This window comes from Thioalkalivibrio sp. AKL8 (assembly GCF_000380525.1).
Taxonomy (GTDB): Bacteria; Pseudomonadota; Gammaproteobacteria; order Ectothiorhodospirales; family Ectothiorhodospiraceae; genus Thioalkalivibrio; species Thioalkalivibrio versutus.
Map to the genome: position 1 here is coordinate 460,461 of NZ_AQYF01000009.1, position 18,640 is coordinate 479,100.

Consider the following 18,640-nt stretch of genomic DNA (forward strand, 5'->3'; position numbering starts at 1 on the left):
ATTTTCGCGCTGTTTGATGGAGATCGGGAGGAAAACACGCCATTTCCTGAGTGTTGGCGAATTTCCATCTTTTTGCCAGGCCCGTCACATTTCGCACCGGTGCAGACACAAAAAAGCCTGCTATCCGGAGATAGCAGGCCAAGACGCGACATACACCGTCGGAAGCAATCGGCCCGCAGCGCACGCTGGGGGATCGTGCATCCCTTGCTGGGCCGAGGATCGGATCCGACGATCTCAGGCTAGTCAGCCTTCCGACGGTCTTTCTTGATCCAGATCAATATATACGCCGATCCATCTGCCGCGCTTGCGCACCGCGGCTGGCAGGCGACGACCTCAGGCCCCGTACTTTCCCTGGGCCGCCAGCCCGTTGTCCCGGGCGCGCTCGAACACCGTCTGCTGGGCCTTCTCGAAATTGGCGGCGGGATCCTTGCCCCAAAGCTCCATCGCGGCCTGCTGCATGCCACGGCCATAGGAGAAGGACAGCGGCCACGGTGTCCCACCGATCTGGTTCATGGCGTCCAGGTGGTTGGTGGCATCGGCGTCGCTCTGCCCGCCCGAGAGGAACACCACCCCCGGCAGGATCGCCGGCACGGCGGATTCCAGGCAGCGCAGGGTCGCATGGGCGACGTCCTCGACACTGGCCTGCTCGGGGCAGTCCTTGCCCGGCAGCACCATGCTAGCCTTGAGGATGGTGCCCTCGAGCAGCACGTGATGCTCGTACAGCGCCCGGAACACGGCCCGCTGGGTCGCTTCGGTCACGCCGTAACAGGTCTCGATGTCATGGTCGCCATCCATCAGGACCTCCGGCTCCACGATCGGCACGATCCCGTGCTCCTGGCACAGTGCGGCATACCGTGCCAGGGCATGCGCATTCGACTCGATGCAGGTATCAGTGGGCATGGTCTCGCCAATGGTGATGACCGCGCGCCATTTGGCGAACCGGGCCCCCATCCGCGCGTACTCCTCGAGCCGCTCGCGCAGCCCGTCCAGGCCCTCGGTCACCTTCTCCCCGGGGAAGCCGGCCAGATCCTTCGCGCCGGTATCGACCTTGATGCCGGGCAGGATGCCGGCCTCGTTCATCACGTCCACGAACGGCTTGCCGTCACGGGTGGACTGGCGAAGCGTCTCGTCATACAGGATCGCGCCCGAGATGTACTCCTTCAGCTTCGGCGTCGTCAGCAACAGCTCGCGGTACGTGCGGCGGTTCTCCTCGGTATTCTCGACACCGACCGCGCCCAGGCGCTTGGCAATCGTCCCGGTGGATTCATCAATGGCGATGATGCCCTTGCCGGGGGCCACCATCGCTTCGGCCGTCTCTACCAACTGATCGATCTTCATGCCTGCTCCTTGGGTTTCTGCGTGGGACTGCCTTCGAAGAGTAGTCACCCTCCGCGGGTTCTTCCAACCCGACAGGGAAAACCCCACCACAGTTTCCGGAACAGCACGAAAGGCCGTGTGCACGGCGCACGAAAACCGCTCAGGCGTACTCGCCCGCGGCGTGTCCGGAGGCCCAAGCCCACTGGAAGTTGTGGCCACCCAGGTGCCCGGTTACATCCACCACCTCGCCAATGAAGTAAAGGCCCGGGATCGTCCGGCACTCCATCGTCTTGGATGACAGCGCAGCGGTATCCACCCCGCCCAGGGTGACCTCCGCCGTACGATAACCCTCGGTCCCTGCGGGCCACACCGTCCATGGCTGACAAGCGGCCACTACCTGCTCGATATCCGCGTTGCTCAAGTGCTCCAGCGCCCGGTTCTCCACCCACAACTCGCACCAGCGCTGCGCAACCCGGCGCGTCAGCTGCTCGCCCAGCACACTCTTGAGCTCCAGCTTCGGACGCTGCTCGCGCAGTTCGCGCAAATGCGCCGCCAGATCGATGCCCGGGAACAGGTCGATCGCCACCGCCTGCCCCTCCTCCCAGTAGGACGACGCCTGCAACACCGCCGGACCGCTCAATCCCCGATGCGTGAACAGCAGATTTTCGCGAAACCCCATGCCCCCGGCCGTCGTCACCGTATCCAGCGCCACCCCCGACAGCCCCTCCAGCTCCTCCAGGGGCCGCCCGCTCAGGGTAAACGGCACCAGCGCCGGACGGGTTGGCTGCACCGGCAGCCCCAGCGAACGCGCAAGGTCCAGCCCGAATCCGGTGGCCCCCATGCGCGGAATGGAGTACCCCCCCGTGGCAATCACCAGCGACTCGCAGACAATGGCCTCCGCGCCGGCCTGCAGCCGGTGCGGCGCGCCCATTTCCACATCCGTCACCGGCGTGTCCGTGCGCACCGTGACTCCGGTCGCGGCGCACTCGTCCAGCAGCATCTGCACGATATCCTTCGACGAACGGTCGCAGAACAGCTGGCCCAGCTTCTTCTCGTGGTAGGGAATGCCGTGCTTTTCCACCAGGGCGATGAAGTCCCACTGGCTATAGCGGCTGAGCGCGGACTTCACGAAATGCGGGTTCGCGGAGATGAAATTCTCCGGCTCGCAGTACATGTTGGTGAAGTTGCAGCGACCGCCGCCCGACATCAGGATCTTCTTCCCGACCCGGTTGGCGTGGTCCAGCACCAGCACCCGGCGCCCGCGGTCGCCCGCCGTCAGGGCACACATCAGCCCGGCCGCCCCGCCCCCGATCACGACCACATCGAAATGCTTCGCCGCCTCACTCATGGCGCGCGCTGCGGCTCGAACCGCCGGGAGTCGGGCGTCGTCCCTGGCACAATCAGCGCACCCACTCCTTGCGCACCACCAGGGTCTGCGCAATCAGGTCATGCAAGGCCTGCCGACGCTTGGTAAAGGCCACCATGATGTAGCCGATCATCAGGATCAGCCCGGACAGGATGGTCGCGAAATGCCGCCCGGTCGCACGCAGGAACGAGATCCGCTCGCCCTGGAAGTCCACCACCCGCAGCCCGAACACCATCTTGCCCAGCGTCGCCTGGTACTGGGAGCTGTGCATGCCGGCCCAGTACAACCAGGCCACCACGACATTCACCAGAAACCAGGCCGCCTCCCCCGGCGGCACGGGATCATCCGGCCCGCGCGCAGCCAGAGTCTCCGGGCTGATTAGCGCCTGCGCCACGATCTGCGGCACACCGATAATCACCGCATCCAGCAGATAGGCCCCCACGCGCACCCAGAAGCCACCGTAGGCCGCGCGCGCCTCGGGCGGGCCCTCGTCACTACGGACTCCGGCCGCCAGTGGCGCACCACACTGAATACAAAACCGCGCCTCTGGCGGGTTCTGCTTGCCACACTGTCCACAATCCATGATGTCTCGCTCTCCCTTTATGTTGTGCGCTCTCGCCGTGACGGTCCGCCTACAATAACGGCTCGACGGGAAGGATCCGGGTCATCCCGGACACAAACCGACGCCACAGACCCGCCTTGGGCTCCTGACGGTAGGCATTTCCGGAACCGTCCCGCCATACCAGACCACCGGATGCATCCCGCTCCACCCGGTAGGCCACCTGCGGCCGAATCCCCCGTTGATGCAGCGCGGCCAGCTGCTCCACCAAAACCGGCTCGGACAGGAACACACCGGACTCGCTGTTCGTATGCGCCGAGCGCGGGTCCAGGTTGAACGAGCCGACAAAGGCCTCCTCGCGGTCGAAAACCAGCAGCTTGGAATGCAGGCTGGCCTGCGAGGGCTCGATCCCGCGATCGCGCTCCAGGCGCGCCCAGCGCGGCGGCCCGGTCGGGCGCAGCTCGAACAGCTCGACCCGGGCATCCAGCAACGCATGTCGCCGTCGCGCATAGCCGGCATGGGTAAAGGCCACATCGTTGGCCGCCAGCGAGTTCGTCAGCACCTGTACACGCACCCCCGACTCGCTCATCCGCGACAGCTGGGCGGTCCCGTCACGCCCCGGAACAAAGTACGGCGAGACGATCAGCAGTTCCTTCTCCACCCCCAGCAGCCGCTCCCCCAGGGCGTCCGCAACGCGCGAGCCATCGCCTCGTGCACGCGCCTTGGCCTCGTCATCGACCACGAACTCGGCTTGCGTCGTCCACACATATGCCGCCGGGTCGGCAATCGGCTGTGGCACCGGTTGCCCATTCAGGGGTTCCATCTGCATCAGGGGATGGGTGTGATTCTGCGCCAGCCAGGCCCGCAAGGACCCCTGCTGCATTGCCAGGCGCTCCGGCGAACCGTCCTTTCGCGCAACGCGCTCGACCCCGATCGCGCCCGGACTGTTCCAGAATTCCACGAACGACCGGTCGATCTCCCGGACCAACGGCCCCACCACCACCAGATCCAGATCCGCAAAATTGTAATCGGGGCTCACCTCGAAGTACTCGTCCCCGACATTACGCCCGCCCGTAATCGCCAGGCGCCCGTCCACCACCCAGGCCTTGTTGTGCATCCGATGGTTCAGGTCGCTACCGCGAAAAAAGAACTCGGCACTGGCCCGCAGCAGGCCCTCGCGCGTACGGAACGGATTGAAGATGCGAACGTCGATCTTTGGGTGCTGGGCAATCGCGGCCAGCGTCGCGTCCCGCCCGCGCGCGTCGACGTCATCCAGGAGCAACGAGATCCGAACGCCACGATCGGCCGCCCCGAGCAATTCGCCCATCAACACCCGTCCGGCAGCATCGTCGCGCCAGATATAGGCCTGCACCTGGATTCGTTCGCGCGCCATGCGCACGCTCATCACCCGCCAGCGGAAGGCTTCGGCCCCCTCGTCCAGCAGCCGGAATCCCGTCTTACCATGATCGCGGGCCGGCGCAAATCCTTCCAGCCACTCCGCCAGCGGTCCTTCTGAGGCGGGGGGCTCCAGCGCTTGCCATCCGCGTTCCGGCGCCGGCTGCAACGGCGCACAACCAGCCGCGAGCGCCAGAAACAGCACTGCCAGAAGCCAGGAAAACCGATACGAATCAAGCATGAACAAGCAATCGCCCGACGCGATGCCCCCTTATATCGAATAGCACGCCCGGTGCCAGCCTGACGCCGCGTACGCGCCCTGTCGATACCGACCGCCCAGGCATAAAAAAAGCGAGCCGGGCGGACCCTGACTCGCTTCTTCACAATCTGGTAGGCGCGATTGGACTCGAACCAACGACCCCCACCATGTCAAGGTGGTGCTCTAACCAGCTGAGCTACGCGCCTGTCGTCTTCGAGCCGCGTATTCTACCGACTCCCCGCCCCCTGTCAAAGCATCCGTTAACGCATTTTGCGTGCCGCGTTAACGGGGTCGGCCCACGGCACCCTGAACGCGCAACGCTGCATTGACCGTTGATCGCGCTCTTGCCCGTCGCCGCGGTTTCCCGGCGCGCGGCCCTCCAGGGTGTGGACGAGCGGTTCCGGCCTCGAGACCCAACCGGCCTCAGCCCCGTTTCACCGCCTTTTCATAGAGCCCCGGAAAGCGCCCTTCGGGATCGCATTCGCGCTTGAGGGCCTCGTAGGCCGGGCGGTCGTAGTTCTGCCAGAAGGTGGTCTCGTCGTAGGTGCTGCGCGAGTACAGGCTCTTCTTGCCGCCGTGCTTCGCGACCAGTGCCTCGACCCGAGCGTTGTAATAACCGTCGGGCTCGCTGGAGCGGACCATGTCCCAGAAGCCGAAGTTGATGTACGCGGTATCGGTACGCAGCTGGAACAACGAGAACCCGGCCTCGGGCACGACAAACGGGCAGATCCACACCGGGCGGATACCGATTTCGGCCTCGAAATCTTCCAGAAACGCCGCGGCGTTGACGATCGGGATGTCGACGTCCTGGATCACCGCCTCGGTGCGTGGCTGAATGGACTGGAGCAGGCTCAGGGGCCAGCGTCTACTAGAGCGCATGATCTTCTGGTAAGTGACGCTCGACAGGCGCTTGCGCCCGAGAAGGAGCCGCACCGGCTTGAGGTGGGCCCCGACATTCCTGCTGCACCAGAACCAGTCGGTGTCCCAGCGCCAGAGGTAGTCGTGGATGCTCAGATAATCCTCGCGCCGGTCGCGCAGGCTCCGCCAGTACTGGCGCATCCAAGTGTAGTCGCTGGCCTCGGTGCCCGCCGGCGGCGATTCCACGCAATGCGCGCGGGTCAGCACGTAATCGCCGGGTCCGAAGTACACGCCATCGAGAAACGCACAGGTCGGTTGCGCGCATTCCTCGGCGATCGCCGTGAACAGTTCTTCGGGGTCGCGGAAACGGGTGTGCTCGAGCCGGACGTAGGGCTGCACCGGAATCAGCCGCAGCTGGACCCGGGTGGCGTAACCGAGGCTGCCGTAGGAGTTCGGAAAGCCGTAGAACAGTTCCGGGCGCTGCTCGCGCGAGCAGGTCAACACGCGGCCATCGGCGACCATGACGTCGAGCTCTTCCACCATGTCGTGCACCAGGCCGTAGCGGAACGCGCCCGACTCGATGCCGATCCCGGTGGTCGCGCCACCGACCGTGATGCTCTTGAGCTCCGGCACGATGGCCGGGGCCAGGCCGTACGGCAGGGTTGCGTCGACCACGTCGGCATAGGTCGTCATGCCCTCGACCTCGGCAACGCCGGCCTCGGGATCGATCTCGATCACGTGGTTGAGCGAAGCCACGTCGATCTCCGTCCGGCGGGCCTCCTCGCGCGGCCTGAACAGGTTGCTGGTGGACTTTCTGAGGCGCACCGGTCCGTCCGACCCGGCCAGCGCCGCGGCCATCGCCTCCACACGATTGCGGTGGGCGGCCCAGCCGGCGCTGCTCATCGGACCGGCTCGTAACGCGGCAGATCCCCGTGGCTGAGCACGAGCTGCCAGAGATTCAGATGACGGGCCCGGAACGCGCCGGCACAGCTCAACAGGTAATAGCGCCACATCCGGTAGAAGCGTTCATCCAGGCCTTCGCTTTGTTTCAGATCCGGCCAGGCGGCAGCGAAATTGTCGTCCCAGGCCATCAGGGTGCGGTCATAGTCCGGGCCGAAGTTGTGCCAGTCCTCGAGCACGAACAGCCCCTCCTTGGCCCGAGTGAGCTGCGCCTCGGATGGGATCACGCCACCGGGGAAGATGTATTTGGCGATCCAGCGGTCGGTACGAACGCAGCTGACGTTGCCCCCGATGGTGTGCAGCAGCATCAGGCCAGCGGGCTTCAGGCGGGCCCGGGCCAGATCGAAGAAGGCGCGAAAGTTCTTCGGGCCGACGTGCTCCATCAGACCGATGCTCACGACACGATCGTATTGCCGGGATTCGTTGGCGGCCTCGCGGTAGTCCTGCTGCCGGACATCGACTGGAAGGCCCTCGCAGAGTCCTCTCGCGTACTCCACCTGCTGGCTGCTGATGTTGTAGCTGTCCACCTCGCATCCGTGCTCGGCGGCCAGAAACCGAGCCAGCTCGCCGAACCCGCCGCCCAGTTCGAGCACGCGCATACCCGGCTCCAGGTGCAGCTTGCGCGCGATCAGGTCCAGCTTCGCGCGCTGGGCTTCGTCCAGGGTCGCGTCGGCCCCGTCGGGGCCGTAATAGGCGCAGGTGTATTGCATGGTCGGCCCGAGCATGGCCTCGTAGAGCCGGTTCGAGAGGTCGTAGTGCTGCTCCGCGACCCGCCGCGAGCGCCCTCGACTCTGCTCATTGGCGAGCCAGCTCAGCAGCACCCGGCCGAGCACCGCGGGGCTGCGCACCTTGCGCTCCAGGCGCGCCCGGAGGATCCGGAAGAACAACTCGTCCAGCCGCTCGACGTCCCACCAGCCGTCCATGTAGGCCTCGCCGGTCCCGAGCGACCCCTCGGCCAGAATCCGCTGATACAGCCGCTCGTCGTGGACCTGAACATCCCAGGGCCGCTCGCCACCAACCTCGATGTCAGCGCTGAGCAATAGTTCCGTGACTTGTTGGCTTGCTGACATGCTCGTGCTCCTTGCAAGAATCGGACGGCCGGTTTCCAGCCGCGATAAATCCCTCCACTTTAGGCAGAGTTATGAGCTAGACCCAAATTCGCAATGGTCCGTTCTCCTCCAGATCCGGTCCCCTCGTTCACCCGCCTTCCGCCGTTGTGCATGAACGATCCGCCACCAAAAAGACCTGCGACGGGATAAGCCACCCCACATCACAGCCCGTACCCAGAAGATGTACGGCCAGGCCAGGGCTGCGCCGCTACGTCGGCAAGCAGCCCACCGGTGCCGGGCTACCTCATCAGACCGCCTCCGCGCAGGTCCGCAAACGCGACTGATTGATCCGCTCATATGCCCCGGGACTACCGAACACTGCTTTTTGGAACATGATCGCCCTTCAGACCATGCGCGCAAGCCGTACCCCTTGCAAAGCGGAAACCCCGGTCGCGCACCCTCGCACACCCCGGGGCCATTTCGGATTCCAATCCCGTAGCGAAGGCCGCATCTCAGGACACAGCATTCTGCACCTCCGGGGCCTCGCCTGATATCTCTGGAACAGAACCGAACTCGAAGTGCAGGGCCTGCAGAATACGGTTGTATTTTTCCAGCAATGCCTTGCGATCCTCTGCGCCCGTATGGACATGAGCGATATCGTAGCTGTAGCTGTCCTGCTCCAGCAGGCTCGAGAGCCGCGTCCCCTGCTCGACCTTCAGCTCGATCAGGGTATCCGGAAATTCCTCTTGGATACGCTCGATATCGCCGGCGCTGGGAACATGCGTGGCGATGCCATCCTCGAACACGCGCACGTGAAACTTCGCGGCACACCCATAACGGCCGCGTCGTAACGGTAAATCCGGTGCCCTTCCCAATGCCAGTTCAAGCATGATCTGGAAATTGGAAGCCCCATCCACTTTTTCGAACATATCGCTATGTGATTGTGACAATCGAGGATTGACTTCCAGCAACGTGAGCTCCTCGGTCTTTGGCCGGTAAAAAAACTCCACGTTGTAGGTCGCACTGTCGTAGCCAAAGTGTAGCAATACTTTGTTGGTTGCCTCACTGATCCTGTTCTTCACCCGCTTCGGAAGGCTAGACGGGTATTGATAGCGAAGAAACGACGAACGGTTGGGATAATTGATCGAATCGATGATCCCGTAATGCTGCGGCTTGCCGGCAAACACGTAACCCTCTATCGTGCACTGGCGCCCGCCAACAGCCTGTTCAACGATACAGTTTCGGCCGCCGATGGCGGCAATCTCCTCAGGGAGATCTGCATACGAAAGGATCTGGTCGAAGGGTCCGGCGATCCGATCGATGCGCGCGCGGAGCTGGCCAATGGCGTGGCTCAGCTGGCCCCGGTTGCCCACCCTGAATGCAAGAAGCGAGTCCATCCCCTTAACCGGCTTGATCCAGAAGGGAAAGGGAACGTCAATGGCGTCGATGGCGGCATCATCGAACGGATCCACGACATCGAATCGCGGGACCATGCCCGGGATCACTTTGTGCTGTTCCAGCCGACTCCAGTATTTGTGCTCACAGCGGAGGACACTCTCGAGCGAGGGCGAGGAAAGTCCATATTCGCGGCAGAGGATCGCTACCATCGTGGTCACTGGAAAATCCCAATAACCGAGAATTCCGTCGATCGAACCGTCGAACTCCTGAAGACGTTCTCGTGCCTTGCCAAGGCATTCTTCGACAGGATAAAACCCTTTGGCTTTTACTTCATCAAAACTCAATAGCTCATGGAGTCTGTAGTCGATGCCGATGTCAACCGCCCTGACCTTATTCATGTTAAACGGGTCGGCCCCGACGATGAAAATATTCTTGGCCATTGAAAATCCTCCACGGCGAAGTGGTACAGAACACAATCGCCTTGGCCTGCACCGGACCAAGTGCAGGTATTACAGAGCCGGGCTGGCCAAAACGCTCGCCCTGTCACATGAGGGCATTACCCCGAGATTAGATGCTGCCTACCAGATAGCAAGCTCGGGGGCCGCCCCGATGGCCGGCCCGACTGTCGTGGGGAGAGGAGTTTGTCAGCGTGATCCGCCAATCGAGTTCGCGAAGCGGCTGATCATCATCCACGGCCCGGAGATCAGGACACACAAGGGCTGGGTCGCCCCAAGGCTCAAGGCTTCAACAAGGATCGCCTCTTTCCAGGCCGTCTCTCATGCTGAAGTCCACCGGTTACGGGAGATCGTCCAGGCCGGGCCGACCGTTGTCTTCAGCACGAGCGTTCCGAAACTACCGCTCGACATCCTCGGCACGGCACATCACGGTTCCTTCGCTTAAGGAGACGCTGATTGAATCACGCGCTCGCGTTGGTGCCCCCTGTTTTCCGAGACAAGGCACGGCGTGCAGCGGGTAGTGATTCTACCCGAAAGCGGCGCAACACAGGATCGGGGAACAGGGGGCACCAACCCCACAAGCCATTGAATGCAGGGGCTCGGCCGCCCGTTGTTGACGAAAACGTGCGCGCGCACGGCGTTGCGGTTCCCTTGTGCAGAATGACTGCACGGCAGTCACCGCGCCTTGTTCGCACGCAAAAGCGACTCGAGCGCGAGCGCGCAACTCAATCAGCGTCTCCATAACAGGGCGGCGACACCCGTGGCGACGGCATACCACGCCGCACCCCTGACCGCCAGCCAGCGTAGTTGACGCCAGACACTCCCCTATCGGTCAACGTAGTGGTCACCTGCCGTGTTCTGCCGCAGCGCCCAGTTCCTCCAGAGCGGACTGCAGGGTGCGGACGATCTCTCGCTCGTCGGTGCCGTATTGCTCCGGCAGAACCGGCTCCCCGATGACAACACGCACCCTTCCGCCGAAACGCGGGAAATGCTTGCCCGGCGGCAGCACCTCGCGCGTGCCTTCAATCCACACGGGCACCACCGGGACGGGTTGTGCCGCGAGCACGAGCCCGATACCGGGCCGCAGTCTCTGGAGCGTGCCGTCCGGGGAGCGCTGGCCTTCCGGAAACCAGATCAGGCTGTGTCCCCGCTTCACACTGGCCGCAGCCAGAGCGAGGCTCCTACGCGGCGCGGATCCGGGGTCGACCGGCAGGACGCGCGCAGTGCGGCTGAGCGCCCCATATAACCGATTGGAGAAGAAATAGTCCTCCAGACCGGCCCAGTACAGCGACTCGAGATCCCGCCTGCTCAGGGCGGGCAGCAACGCCAGGGGGTCGACGAAACTCAGATGGCGGGGTGCGAGCAGGTAAGGACCGTCGGCCGGAAGACTGCCCTGCACCTCGACGCGCATCAGCAACCGCGAGAGCAGCCGCGCAAAAACCAGCAGCAGGCCGCCGACCACGCGGCGGGTCGTGCCGGGGGGCTCCAGGTCCTTTTTCTGGTCTTCGGCGAGCAGCGCTTCCGGATCTTCGAGTTGCGCCTTCAGTTCGCCCCGGCCCTCCTTGGCTTCGGAGGCCCCGGCCGCCTCCTGCAGGAGGTCCCGGACGGTTTCGACGCGTTCGATCGCCGAATCATCCAGATCGATCCCGGCGCGGTCCTGCAGCGCAAGCGTGAGGTCGACCCAGCTGAGCGAATCGATCCCGAGCTCCTCGGCGAGGCTACTATCCGGCGTAACGCGGATATCAGCAAAGCGCTCGGCGAGGTAGTTCCAGGTACGTTCGGCGCCCGGGTCCGAGAGCAGCTGCTGGTCCTCGGGGGCCATCGACTCCGGAGAGACCGGCTCCGGTCGCGCCTCGGAAACGGTATTTTCCTTGCCTAATTTCTCGAAGAGCTCTTCGAGCTTGTGCCGGCGCAGCTTGCCGAGGCGCGTGCGCGGCAGGGGGTCGAGCGCAATGCGCACCACGCCCGGGCGGTGATGACTCGGCAGCTCCTCTGCCGCGCGCTTGACCGCATCCTTCACCCGTTTCTCCAGGTCCTCACCGGTGACCTCGCGCAACAGCCCCGACTCCGGAACCACGAGCGCCGCCAGGCGATCGTCATGCGCCAGCACGCCGGCCTCGCGGATCTCGTCAATGCATTGCAGGGCGCCCTCTACCCGTTCCGGGTCGACGTTCTCGCCCCCGGAGAGCAGGATCATTGAGGACTCGCGACCGTGCAGGTGCAGGTAGCCATCGTCGTCGATCTCGCCCGTGTCCCCAGTGCGGAACCAGCCGTCCTCGTCGAGGACCTCCTCGGTCTTGTCCGGAAGATTCAGGTAGCCGGCAAAGATGTTCGGGCCGCGTGCCATCACCTCGCCGCGCCCGTCGCGGGAATCAGTGTCGTCGATGGCCAGCTCGACGCCCGGAAGGGGCAGCCCCGCAGCCTCCAGTCGCAACCGGTCCGGGGGGTTGTACGTGAGAATCGGCGCGGTCTCGCTGAGCCCGTAGCCGGTACCCACCTCCCAGCCCAGCGCCTGCAGGTCGCGCCCGAGTTTGGGGTCGAGCGCGGCACCCCCGGCGACCACCAGGCGCAGGCGCGGGGCGAGCCGCTGGTGCAGGCCCTTGAACAGCCGGCGACCCAGGCGCAGCCCGAATCGCTGGCGCGCCAGTCTCGACAGCCCCAGCATCTGCCGGAACAACAGCGCCACGATCCGCCCACGCCCCGCAACCCGGTCCTCCAGGGCCTTCCACACGGCCTCGTAGAGGCGCGGCACCCCCAGCATCACCGTTGCCTCGCCATCGCGCAGGCCGCGCACGATCTGCGGCCCTACCAGGGAGAACGGCACGATGATGGGCGCCCCGAGGGTCAGGGGGACCAGGATGCCGACGGTGAACGGATAGACATGATGGAACGGCAGAGGGACCAGGACCCGGTCGCGATGGTCCGCGATTTCCTCCGCACAGAGCGCGCCGACATTGCTCGTCAGGTTCCGGTGGGTCAGCGGCACGCCCTTCGGCGGTCCGGTGGTACCGGAGGTGTAGAAGACCGCCGCGACATCGTCGTGTCGCGCAACCGACGATGCCGCATCCTGCTTCAGAAGCCCCTCCCACGCCTTGGAAGCCTCCGGCTCGGCATCAAAGAGGCAGGTGCGCACCTCACCCAAATCAGCCGGGAGGCGCTGTTCCAGCCTCGAGGTAGTGAAGATGAAGCGCGGCCGCGAATCGGACAGGGCGTGCTGCAGATCCTCGGAGGGCATCTGCGTGTCCAGGGGAACCACAGTGCCCCCCGCGGTCATCACCCCCAGCGCGGCGATGACCCACTCCGGGCTGTTCGGGGCGAACAGCCCCACCCGGTCTCCGCGTTCCAGGCCGGCCTCCCGGAGTCCGGCCGCCAGACGCCCGGCTCGCTCGAGCAGATCCGCCCGCGAAGTGGTTTCGAGGCCATCGCGGGTCATGGCGACCACCGCCACCTGCCCCTCCTCCGGCGACTGCGAGGCGAAGAGTTCGTCGACGGTCTGGGCATTCATGTCGGAAACCTCCAGGGAAACACGGATCAATGTGCCGGGTCGGGCTCGACCCCGCCGGTGCGATTCTCGTCGCGCACGCGTTCCTCCGGCTTCAGCAGCCGGAAGCGGCAGTCGTCGCCGGGCGCCAACTCCCGGTAATGACCGCGGTAAGCCACCATGATCGAGTGGGTGGTATAGGCACCGCTGCGGATCTCCAGCAACTCGCGGGTGGCCTCCACCTCCAGCGTTTGGTTGCGGTAATGCAATCGCACCTTCACGCAGTGCAGTTCCGGGGGAAACACCGGATCGAAGTGGAGCACGTTACCCCGCATGTCGATCCCCAGGTAGCAACGCTGAACCAGATCGACGCTCCCGGCCATCGCGCCGACATGGATGCCCTCGGGCGTCGTACCGCCCTGGATGTCCTCGAGGTCACTGTCCAGGACGCGCTGAAAGAGATCCCAGGAATGGGAGCGGTCGGACCGCGCCATCACCCAGGAATGCGGCACGTGGCTCAGGGTCGAGCCGTGCGAGGTGCGGGCCAGGTAGTAATCGACGTTGCGCGGGATCATCGACGGATCGAACGGATAGCCGAGCTGTTCGAACAGCATCGCCAGCTCCTCCGCCGAGAACAGATAGAACATCATCAGGACGTCGGCCTGCTTTGAGACCTTGTAGCGATTTGACGAATCGCCCTCGGCCTCCAGGATCCGGTCCAGGCGCTGGATATCACCGTAGCGTTCCCGGTACTCCTGCCAGTCGAACTCTGCGAGCTGTTCATAGCCCTCGAACTGACAGATGATCCCGTCCGCGTCCATCGGCACGCGCAGCTTGCGGCTGATCTCGTCCCAGAGATCGAGTTCCGCGTCGTCCAGGCCGACACGTTCCCGCAGCTCCCGCCAGCGGATCTCCGGAAGCAGGTCGATGACGTCCCGCGCGCGGGTCAGTACCCAGGCCGCCATCACGTTGGTGTAGGCATTGTTGTCCACCCCGCCCTGGGCCTCGGGGTCGGCGTCCGGATACGCGGTGTGATACTCGTCCGGCCCCATCACACCCTTGATCTCGTAGCGGTCCAGGTTCGGGTTGTAGACCGATGCACTGGCCCAGAACCGGGCGATCTCCAACAGCATCTCCGCCCCGTAGAAGTTCATGAACTCCTGGTCACCGGTGGCCTGGAAGTACTGCCACAGGTTGTAGGCGATCGCGGAGTTGATGTGCCGCTGCCGGTGGGAGGTATCCGGGAGCCACCGCCCCGAAGTCGGGTTCAAATGCAGTCGCTGCGTCTCCTCGCGTCCGTCGCTGCCGCTCTGCCAGGGATACATCGCGCCCCGATAGCCGGCCTCAAGCGCCGCCTGCCGGGCCTCCCCGAGGCGGCGATAGCGGTAGCGGAGCAGCGCCCGGGTCAGCATCGGAATACGCAGGTTCAGGAAGGGGAAGATGAACAACTCGTCCCAGAAGACATGTCCGCGGTAGGCCTCGCCGTGCCAGCCCCGCGCGGGGATGCCGGTATCGAGATCGACCGAGTGCTTCGAGGTGGTCTGCAGCAGGTGAAAGATGTGGATCCGCAGCTTGAGTTCGGTATCCGGCGCCGCGTCATCCTCGAGCGCAATGTCGCATTCCCCCCACAGGTGGCGCCAGGCCATCTCGTGGCGGGCGCGAAGGGCGTCGAAATCACCGGCACGGCCGAGGGTTCGGAGGGCCTCTATGCCGGGTTCGGCGATCGCGGCATCACGCGACGAGTACAGCGCGAGGACCTTCTCAATCCGGAGGTTCGCGCGTTCCGGCAGATCGAGGATGATCTCCTGCGCCACGCCCTGCGCCTCCCGCAGCGTTTGGCGCTCGACCCCGGCCTCCACGCCTTCGTGGTACACACGGGTGCGGGCGGCCTGCGCAATGTCGAGCCGGGACTGGTTGGTCCGGGCCCGAAGAAAGAGGGTGTCGTCGCCCCGGTGGTCCGCCTCGAGAATCTCGAGATGGCGGTTCTCGAGCCCCCGGTAGCGCGCCACGCCATCATTGACCACCCCGCCGTCGAGCGTGGAATGCAGGGTGACCCGTCCCGACCAGTCCTCCGCGGTCAGCTCCACGCACAGGGCCGCGAGGTGCGGGTTATCCATGCTGACCAACCGACGCTCGCGCCACTGCGTGGTACGGCCCGCCGGATCGCGGAAACGCAGGCTGCGCAGCAACAGGCCGCGGTCAACATCGAGTTCCTGTGCAAACGACAGGATCTCCGTGTCGTCAAGCCGGAACCAGTCGCCGTCATCCACGCGGAAGGTCAGCGGCAAGGCGTTGGGTAGGTTGACTAGGTCCTCGTTCTCGACCTTCCTACCGGCCACCTCGCTGATCAGGCGGTTGTAGCCGCCGGCGAGATAGGTGCCCGGGTAATGCACGTCATCCGCCCACGCGTCCGGCGCGGCACCCCGCATCGCGAAATACCCGTTGCCCAGCGTGCACAGCGCCTCGCGCAGACGCTCCTGCCAGGGACGGTAGCCGGAGTAGCGCAACACCCAGCCTCCCTTGTCCCGTGTATCCGCCGCCGCGGCATCGGAGACGCGCGCCGCCAGAATCCCGGTCAGGGACTGGAGCAGACGTTTCACGCCGAGGACGTCATCCACCACGCAGTCGGCAGCGGTCGCCCGGGTTTCGTCATGTCGCACCGCGACGCAAATGCCCTCCCCCGCAAGCGCGCGGAAGGCGTCCTCGTCGGTCAGGTCGTCGCCGACATACACCGGCACGAACTTCTCGCCCGGGCCGTCCACCTCGCCAAGAATCCAGCGCACGGCCTCGCCCTTGTTCCAGTGGATGCCCGGACCGATATCCAGCACCTTCTTGCCGTGGCCGAGACGCAGTTTCGGGTGTACCTCCAGCACCTCGCGGACGATCGCGCCGACCCGATCCACCTCCGCGGTGGCGACACGCCGGTAATGCACGGCAATGGAAAAGCGCTTGCGCTCCACCATGTGGCCCTCGATCCCGGCCAGCCGCTGCGTTAGTTCCTGTTCCGCCGCATCCAGTTCGGGGAGGAACTCATCGCCCTTCTCCAGACTTCGGTCGTCGTCCTTCGGACCGGCGATCTCGAAGCCGTGGCTGCCCGCGAGCCACACGGAGTCGAGGGCGACCAACTCCCGAAGCTTCATCAGATCGCGACCGCTCACAATGACCACACTGCAGTGCCGGGCCAGCGCCCCCACCGTCGCGCGCATGTCGCCGGCCAGCCATGCCTGCGTGTGATCCTCGATGATCGGCGTCAGGGTGCCGTCGTAATCCAGAAACACCACCGGACGCGCGGCCTGCAGGCGCGCGAACATCTCGCTCTCGCGATCCCGGGCACGGGGCAGATCGACGAGCGTGCGTCGGGTCAGTCCGGCGGCACGACTGTAGCGAAGCTCGGCGGCATCGCGGACCACCAGGTCGGCGCCGAGCTCGAGCAAGGCATCGGCACGGTCGGGACCGGCCATGCCGATCACGGGCCGAAAGCGGCCGCGCACCGCCGCCTCGACACCACTGCCCGCATCCTCGAGGACCGCGCATTCCTGCGGCGCTACGCCCAGTCGCCGCGCCGCCTCCAGCAGCATCGCCGGATCCGGCTTGCCGGGGATATCCAGCCGCGCCAGCTCGTTGCCATCCACCCGTACGTCGAAGGCGTCGAGCAAGCCGGCGCTGCGCAGGACGGCCTCCGCATTGCGACTGGAAGAGAACACCGCGGCCGGGATGCCACCGCGGCGCAGTACATCAAGCAGTCGCAGGGTGCCCGGGAGCGGCTGCACCCGGTTTGCCTCCAGCCAGGCATGGAAATACCGGTTCTTGCGCCGGCCCAGGCCCGCGACCGTCTCCGCCTCCGGGTCATCCTCGTCGCTGCCGGCCGGCAGTTCGATGCCGCGCGCGTCAAGAAACGTGCGGATGCCCTCGGCACGAGGGCGCCCGTCCACATACCGGCGATACTCCGCATCGGCGTCGAAGGGCTCGAACGTCTCTCCGAAACGCTCGGCGCGCGCCTCGAGGAACTCGTCGAACAGGCGCTTCCAGGCCGCGGCGTGGGCGCGTGCCGTATCCGTCACCACCCCGTCCATATCGAACAGCACGGCCCTGGTGTTTGCCCCTCGTTCCGCCTGATCCTTCATGCGGGCCTCCCGCTGCATGAAATCCCTCGGTCGAATGGCGGCGCCTGCAGGCAACCCCCACTCTCATCATACGCATGGAAAGATTTCGCCAAGAAACCCTGATCTTCGATGAAACCCTGCCGCCGCCACGCGGCACGGATATCACCCTCGCGCAGATTAATGAGCACCCCGACTGTCGTGCTGAACGGGGTTTTTCAGAGTGATTAGCCAATCGAGTTCGCGAAGCGGCTGATCATCATCCCCGGCCCGGAGATCAGGGCACACGCCCCGGGCCTGGGTCGCCCCAAGGCGCGGGTGTTTCAACGAGGATCGCCTGTTTCCAGGCCATCTTTCATGCGGACTTCTACCGGTTATGGGAGATCGTCCGGACCGGACCGATCGTTGTCTTCACCACGAAGTCTCCCGAAACAACCGCTCGACATCCTCGGCACGGCACATCACGGTACCCTCGCTCAACAGCGCGGCGGCACCCGCGGCGACGGCATACCGGGCCGCACCCCCGAGTGACTTTCCGCCAGCCAGCCCGAGTACGAGAGCAGCCACGAAGCTGTCACCCGCACCCACCGCGCTGCGGGCTTCAACCTCTGGCGAGGGAAGATGGAAGACACCCTCGGACGAGGCAAACAGCGCCCCTTCCCCGCCAAGGCTCAGCGCGACGATCTCCGAGCCGCCGGCGTCGAGGATCTTCTGCAGCGCGGCCTCCTGCTCTTCCCGCGAATCCAGATCGGCCCCGGTTAGCTGGCGCAATTCCTGTTTGTTGGGCTTGACCAGGAAGACCCCTTCATCCAGCGCAGCCTCCAGGGAGGCGCCGGAAGCATCGACAACACAGCGGGTCCCTGCCTGCTTTGCCAGCCGTGCCGCCCGGGCCGTGAAATCGTCCGGGACCCCTTCCGGCAGGCTGCCGCTCACCACCAGATAACCACCGTCCGAAAGCGCCTCCTCCACACGGTCCAGCGCCCCGCGCCACTCCTTCTCCTGCCACTCCGGACCCTCCAGAACAAAGCGATATTCCTTTCCGGTCGAGTCCTCGGTCACGTTAAAGCTCTGGCGGGTGCTGCCCTCGATTTCAATCGGCTGTGCCCCATCCAACTCGGCTTCCAGCAACCCGCGGTACACGTCGCCCATCGGGCCGCCCACGGCGTAGAGCGCCGTCGCCTCGCCTCCCAGACGCTCGATCACGCGGGCGACATTGACGCCACCGCCACCGGGATCGAAACGGCCGCCCGAGCAGCGCAGCTTGTGTTTGCTGACCACCTCCTCCACCGACGTGCTGACGTCGAGTGCGGGATTCATCGTGAGCGTGACGATCGGTTGCATCGCATTTCCTCCGGTGCTTGCGTGCGGATGTTCTCAAGTACCGAATCCGGGTATCGGCGTAGCGCCCCACTCATCGGCTGCGAGTTTCTTCTTGCATTCGGC

At 65.0% G+C, this 18,640-nt stretch carries 10 protein-coding genes and 1 tRNA gene; all 11 read right to left on the reverse strand.

What is annotated here, in order from left to right:
• Positions 1-333: 333 nt before the first annotated feature.
• The gene (locus G335_RS0111520; protein ID WP_018145769.1) at positions 334-1,338 is read right to left on the reverse strand and encodes a class I fructose-bisphosphate aldolase; all 1,005 of its coding nucleotides are present in this window, start codon (positions 1,336-1,338) and stop codon (positions 334-336) included.
• 139 nt (positions 1,339-1,477) lie between these two features.
• Positions 1,478-2,665, reverse strand: coding sequence for an NAD(P)/FAD-dependent oxidoreductase (locus G335_RS0111525; RefSeq protein ID WP_018176846.1), 1,188 nt, complete (start codon positions 2,663-2,665; stop codon positions 1,478-1,480).
• Positions 2,666-2,717: 52 nt separating this feature from the next.
• Positions 2,718-3,266 carry an RDD family protein gene (locus G335_RS0111530; protein ID WP_018176847.1) on the reverse strand — a complete coding sequence of 183 codons (549 nt, stop codon included), beginning with the start codon at positions 3,264-3,266 and terminating at the stop codon, positions 2,718-2,720.
• A gap of 49 nt (positions 3,267-3,315) precedes the next feature.
• On the reverse strand, positions 3,316-4,878 hold the full coding sequence (locus G335_RS0111535) for a phospholipase D family protein (RefSeq protein WP_018176848.1): 1,563 nt from the start codon (positions 4,876-4,878) through the stop codon (positions 3,316-3,318).
• Between the two features lie 147 nt (positions 4,879-5,025).
• A tRNA-Val gene (locus G335_RS0111540) sits at positions 5,026-5,102 on the reverse strand.
• A 217-nt stretch (positions 5,103-5,319) separates the two neighbouring features.
• Positions 5,320-6,657, reverse strand: coding sequence for an FAD-binding oxidoreductase (locus G335_RS0111545; protein WP_018176849.1), 1,338 nt, complete (start codon positions 6,655-6,657; stop codon positions 5,320-5,322).
• Positions 6,654-7,784, reverse strand: a complete 1,131-nt coding sequence (gene cfa, locus G335_RS0111550) for a cyclopropane fatty acyl phospholipid synthase (RefSeq protein WP_043690082.1) — start codon at positions 7,782-7,784, stop codon at positions 6,654-6,656. The genes G335_RS0111545 and cfa overlap by 4 nt, the downstream gene beginning before the upstream one ends.
• Before the next feature lie 491 nt (positions 7,785-8,275).
• On the reverse strand, positions 8,276-9,601 hold the full coding sequence (locus tag G335_RS0111555; RefSeq protein WP_018176851.1) for an acetyl-CoA carboxylase biotin carboxylase subunit family protein: 1,326 nt from the start codon (positions 9,599-9,601) through the stop codon (positions 8,276-8,278).
• An 859-nt stretch (positions 9,602-10,460) separates the two neighbouring features.
• Positions 10,461-13,121 (reverse strand): AMP-binding protein, encoded by a 2,661-nt coding sequence (locus tag G335_RS0111565; protein WP_018176853.1) that lies wholly within the window; start codon positions 13,119-13,121, stop codon positions 10,461-10,463.
• Between the two features lie 26 nt (positions 13,122-13,147).
• Entirely contained in the window at positions 13,148-17,239 is a 4,092-nt protein-coding gene (otsB, locus tag G335_RS0111570; protein WP_018176854.1) for a trehalose-phosphatase, read from the reverse strand.
• 369 nt (positions 17,240-17,608) lie between these two features.
• Positions 17,609-18,538, reverse strand: a complete 930-nt coding sequence (locus tag G335_RS0111575) for a 1-phosphofructokinase family hexose kinase (RefSeq protein ID WP_018169674.1) — start codon at positions 18,536-18,538, stop codon at positions 17,609-17,611.
• Between the last annotated feature and the right edge of the window lie 102 nt (positions 18,539-18,640).

What these genes read in the sequence shown, in the direction of transcription:
- G335_RS0111545 (WP_018176849.1), bottom strand. Translation starts at nt 6,657, where the DNA reads ATGAGCAGCGCCGGCTGGGCCGCCCACCGCAATCGTGTGGAGGCGATG.
- G335_RS0111520 (WP_018145769.1), bottom strand. Translation starts at nt 1,338, where the DNA reads ATGAAGATCGATCAGTTGGTAGAGACGGCCGAAGCGATGGTGGCCCCC.
- otsB (WP_018176854.1), bottom strand. Translation starts at nt 17,239, where the DNA reads ATGCAGCGGGAGGCCCGCATGAAGGATCAGGCGGAACGAGGGGCAAAC.
- G335_RS0111565 (WP_018176853.1), bottom strand. Translation starts at nt 13,121, where the DNA reads ATGAATGCCCAGACCGTCGACGAACTCTTCGCCTCGCAGTCGCCGGAG.
- G335_RS0111555 (WP_018176851.1), bottom strand. Translation starts at nt 9,601, where the DNA reads ATGGCCAAGAATATTTTCATCGTCGGGGCCGACCCGTTTAACATGAAT.
- G335_RS0111575 (WP_018169674.1), bottom strand. Translation starts at nt 18,538, where the DNA reads ATGCAACCGATCGTCACGCTCACGATGAATCCCGCACTCGACGTCAGC.
- G335_RS0111535 (WP_018176848.1), bottom strand. Translation starts at nt 4,878, where the DNA reads ATGCTTGATTCGTATCGGTTTTCCTGGCTTCTGGCAGTGCTGTTTCTG.
- cfa (WP_043690082.1), bottom strand. Translation starts at nt 7,784, where the DNA reads ATGTCAGCAAGCCAACAAGTCACGGAACTATTGCTCAGCGCTGACATC.
- G335_RS0111525 (WP_018176846.1), bottom strand. Translation starts at nt 2,665, where the DNA reads ATGAGTGAGGCGGCGAAGCATTTCGATGTGGTCGTGATCGGGGGCGGG.
- G335_RS0111530 (WP_018176847.1), bottom strand. Translation starts at nt 3,266, where the DNA reads ATGGATTGTGGACAGTGTGGCAAGCAGAACCCGCCAGAGGCGCGGTTT.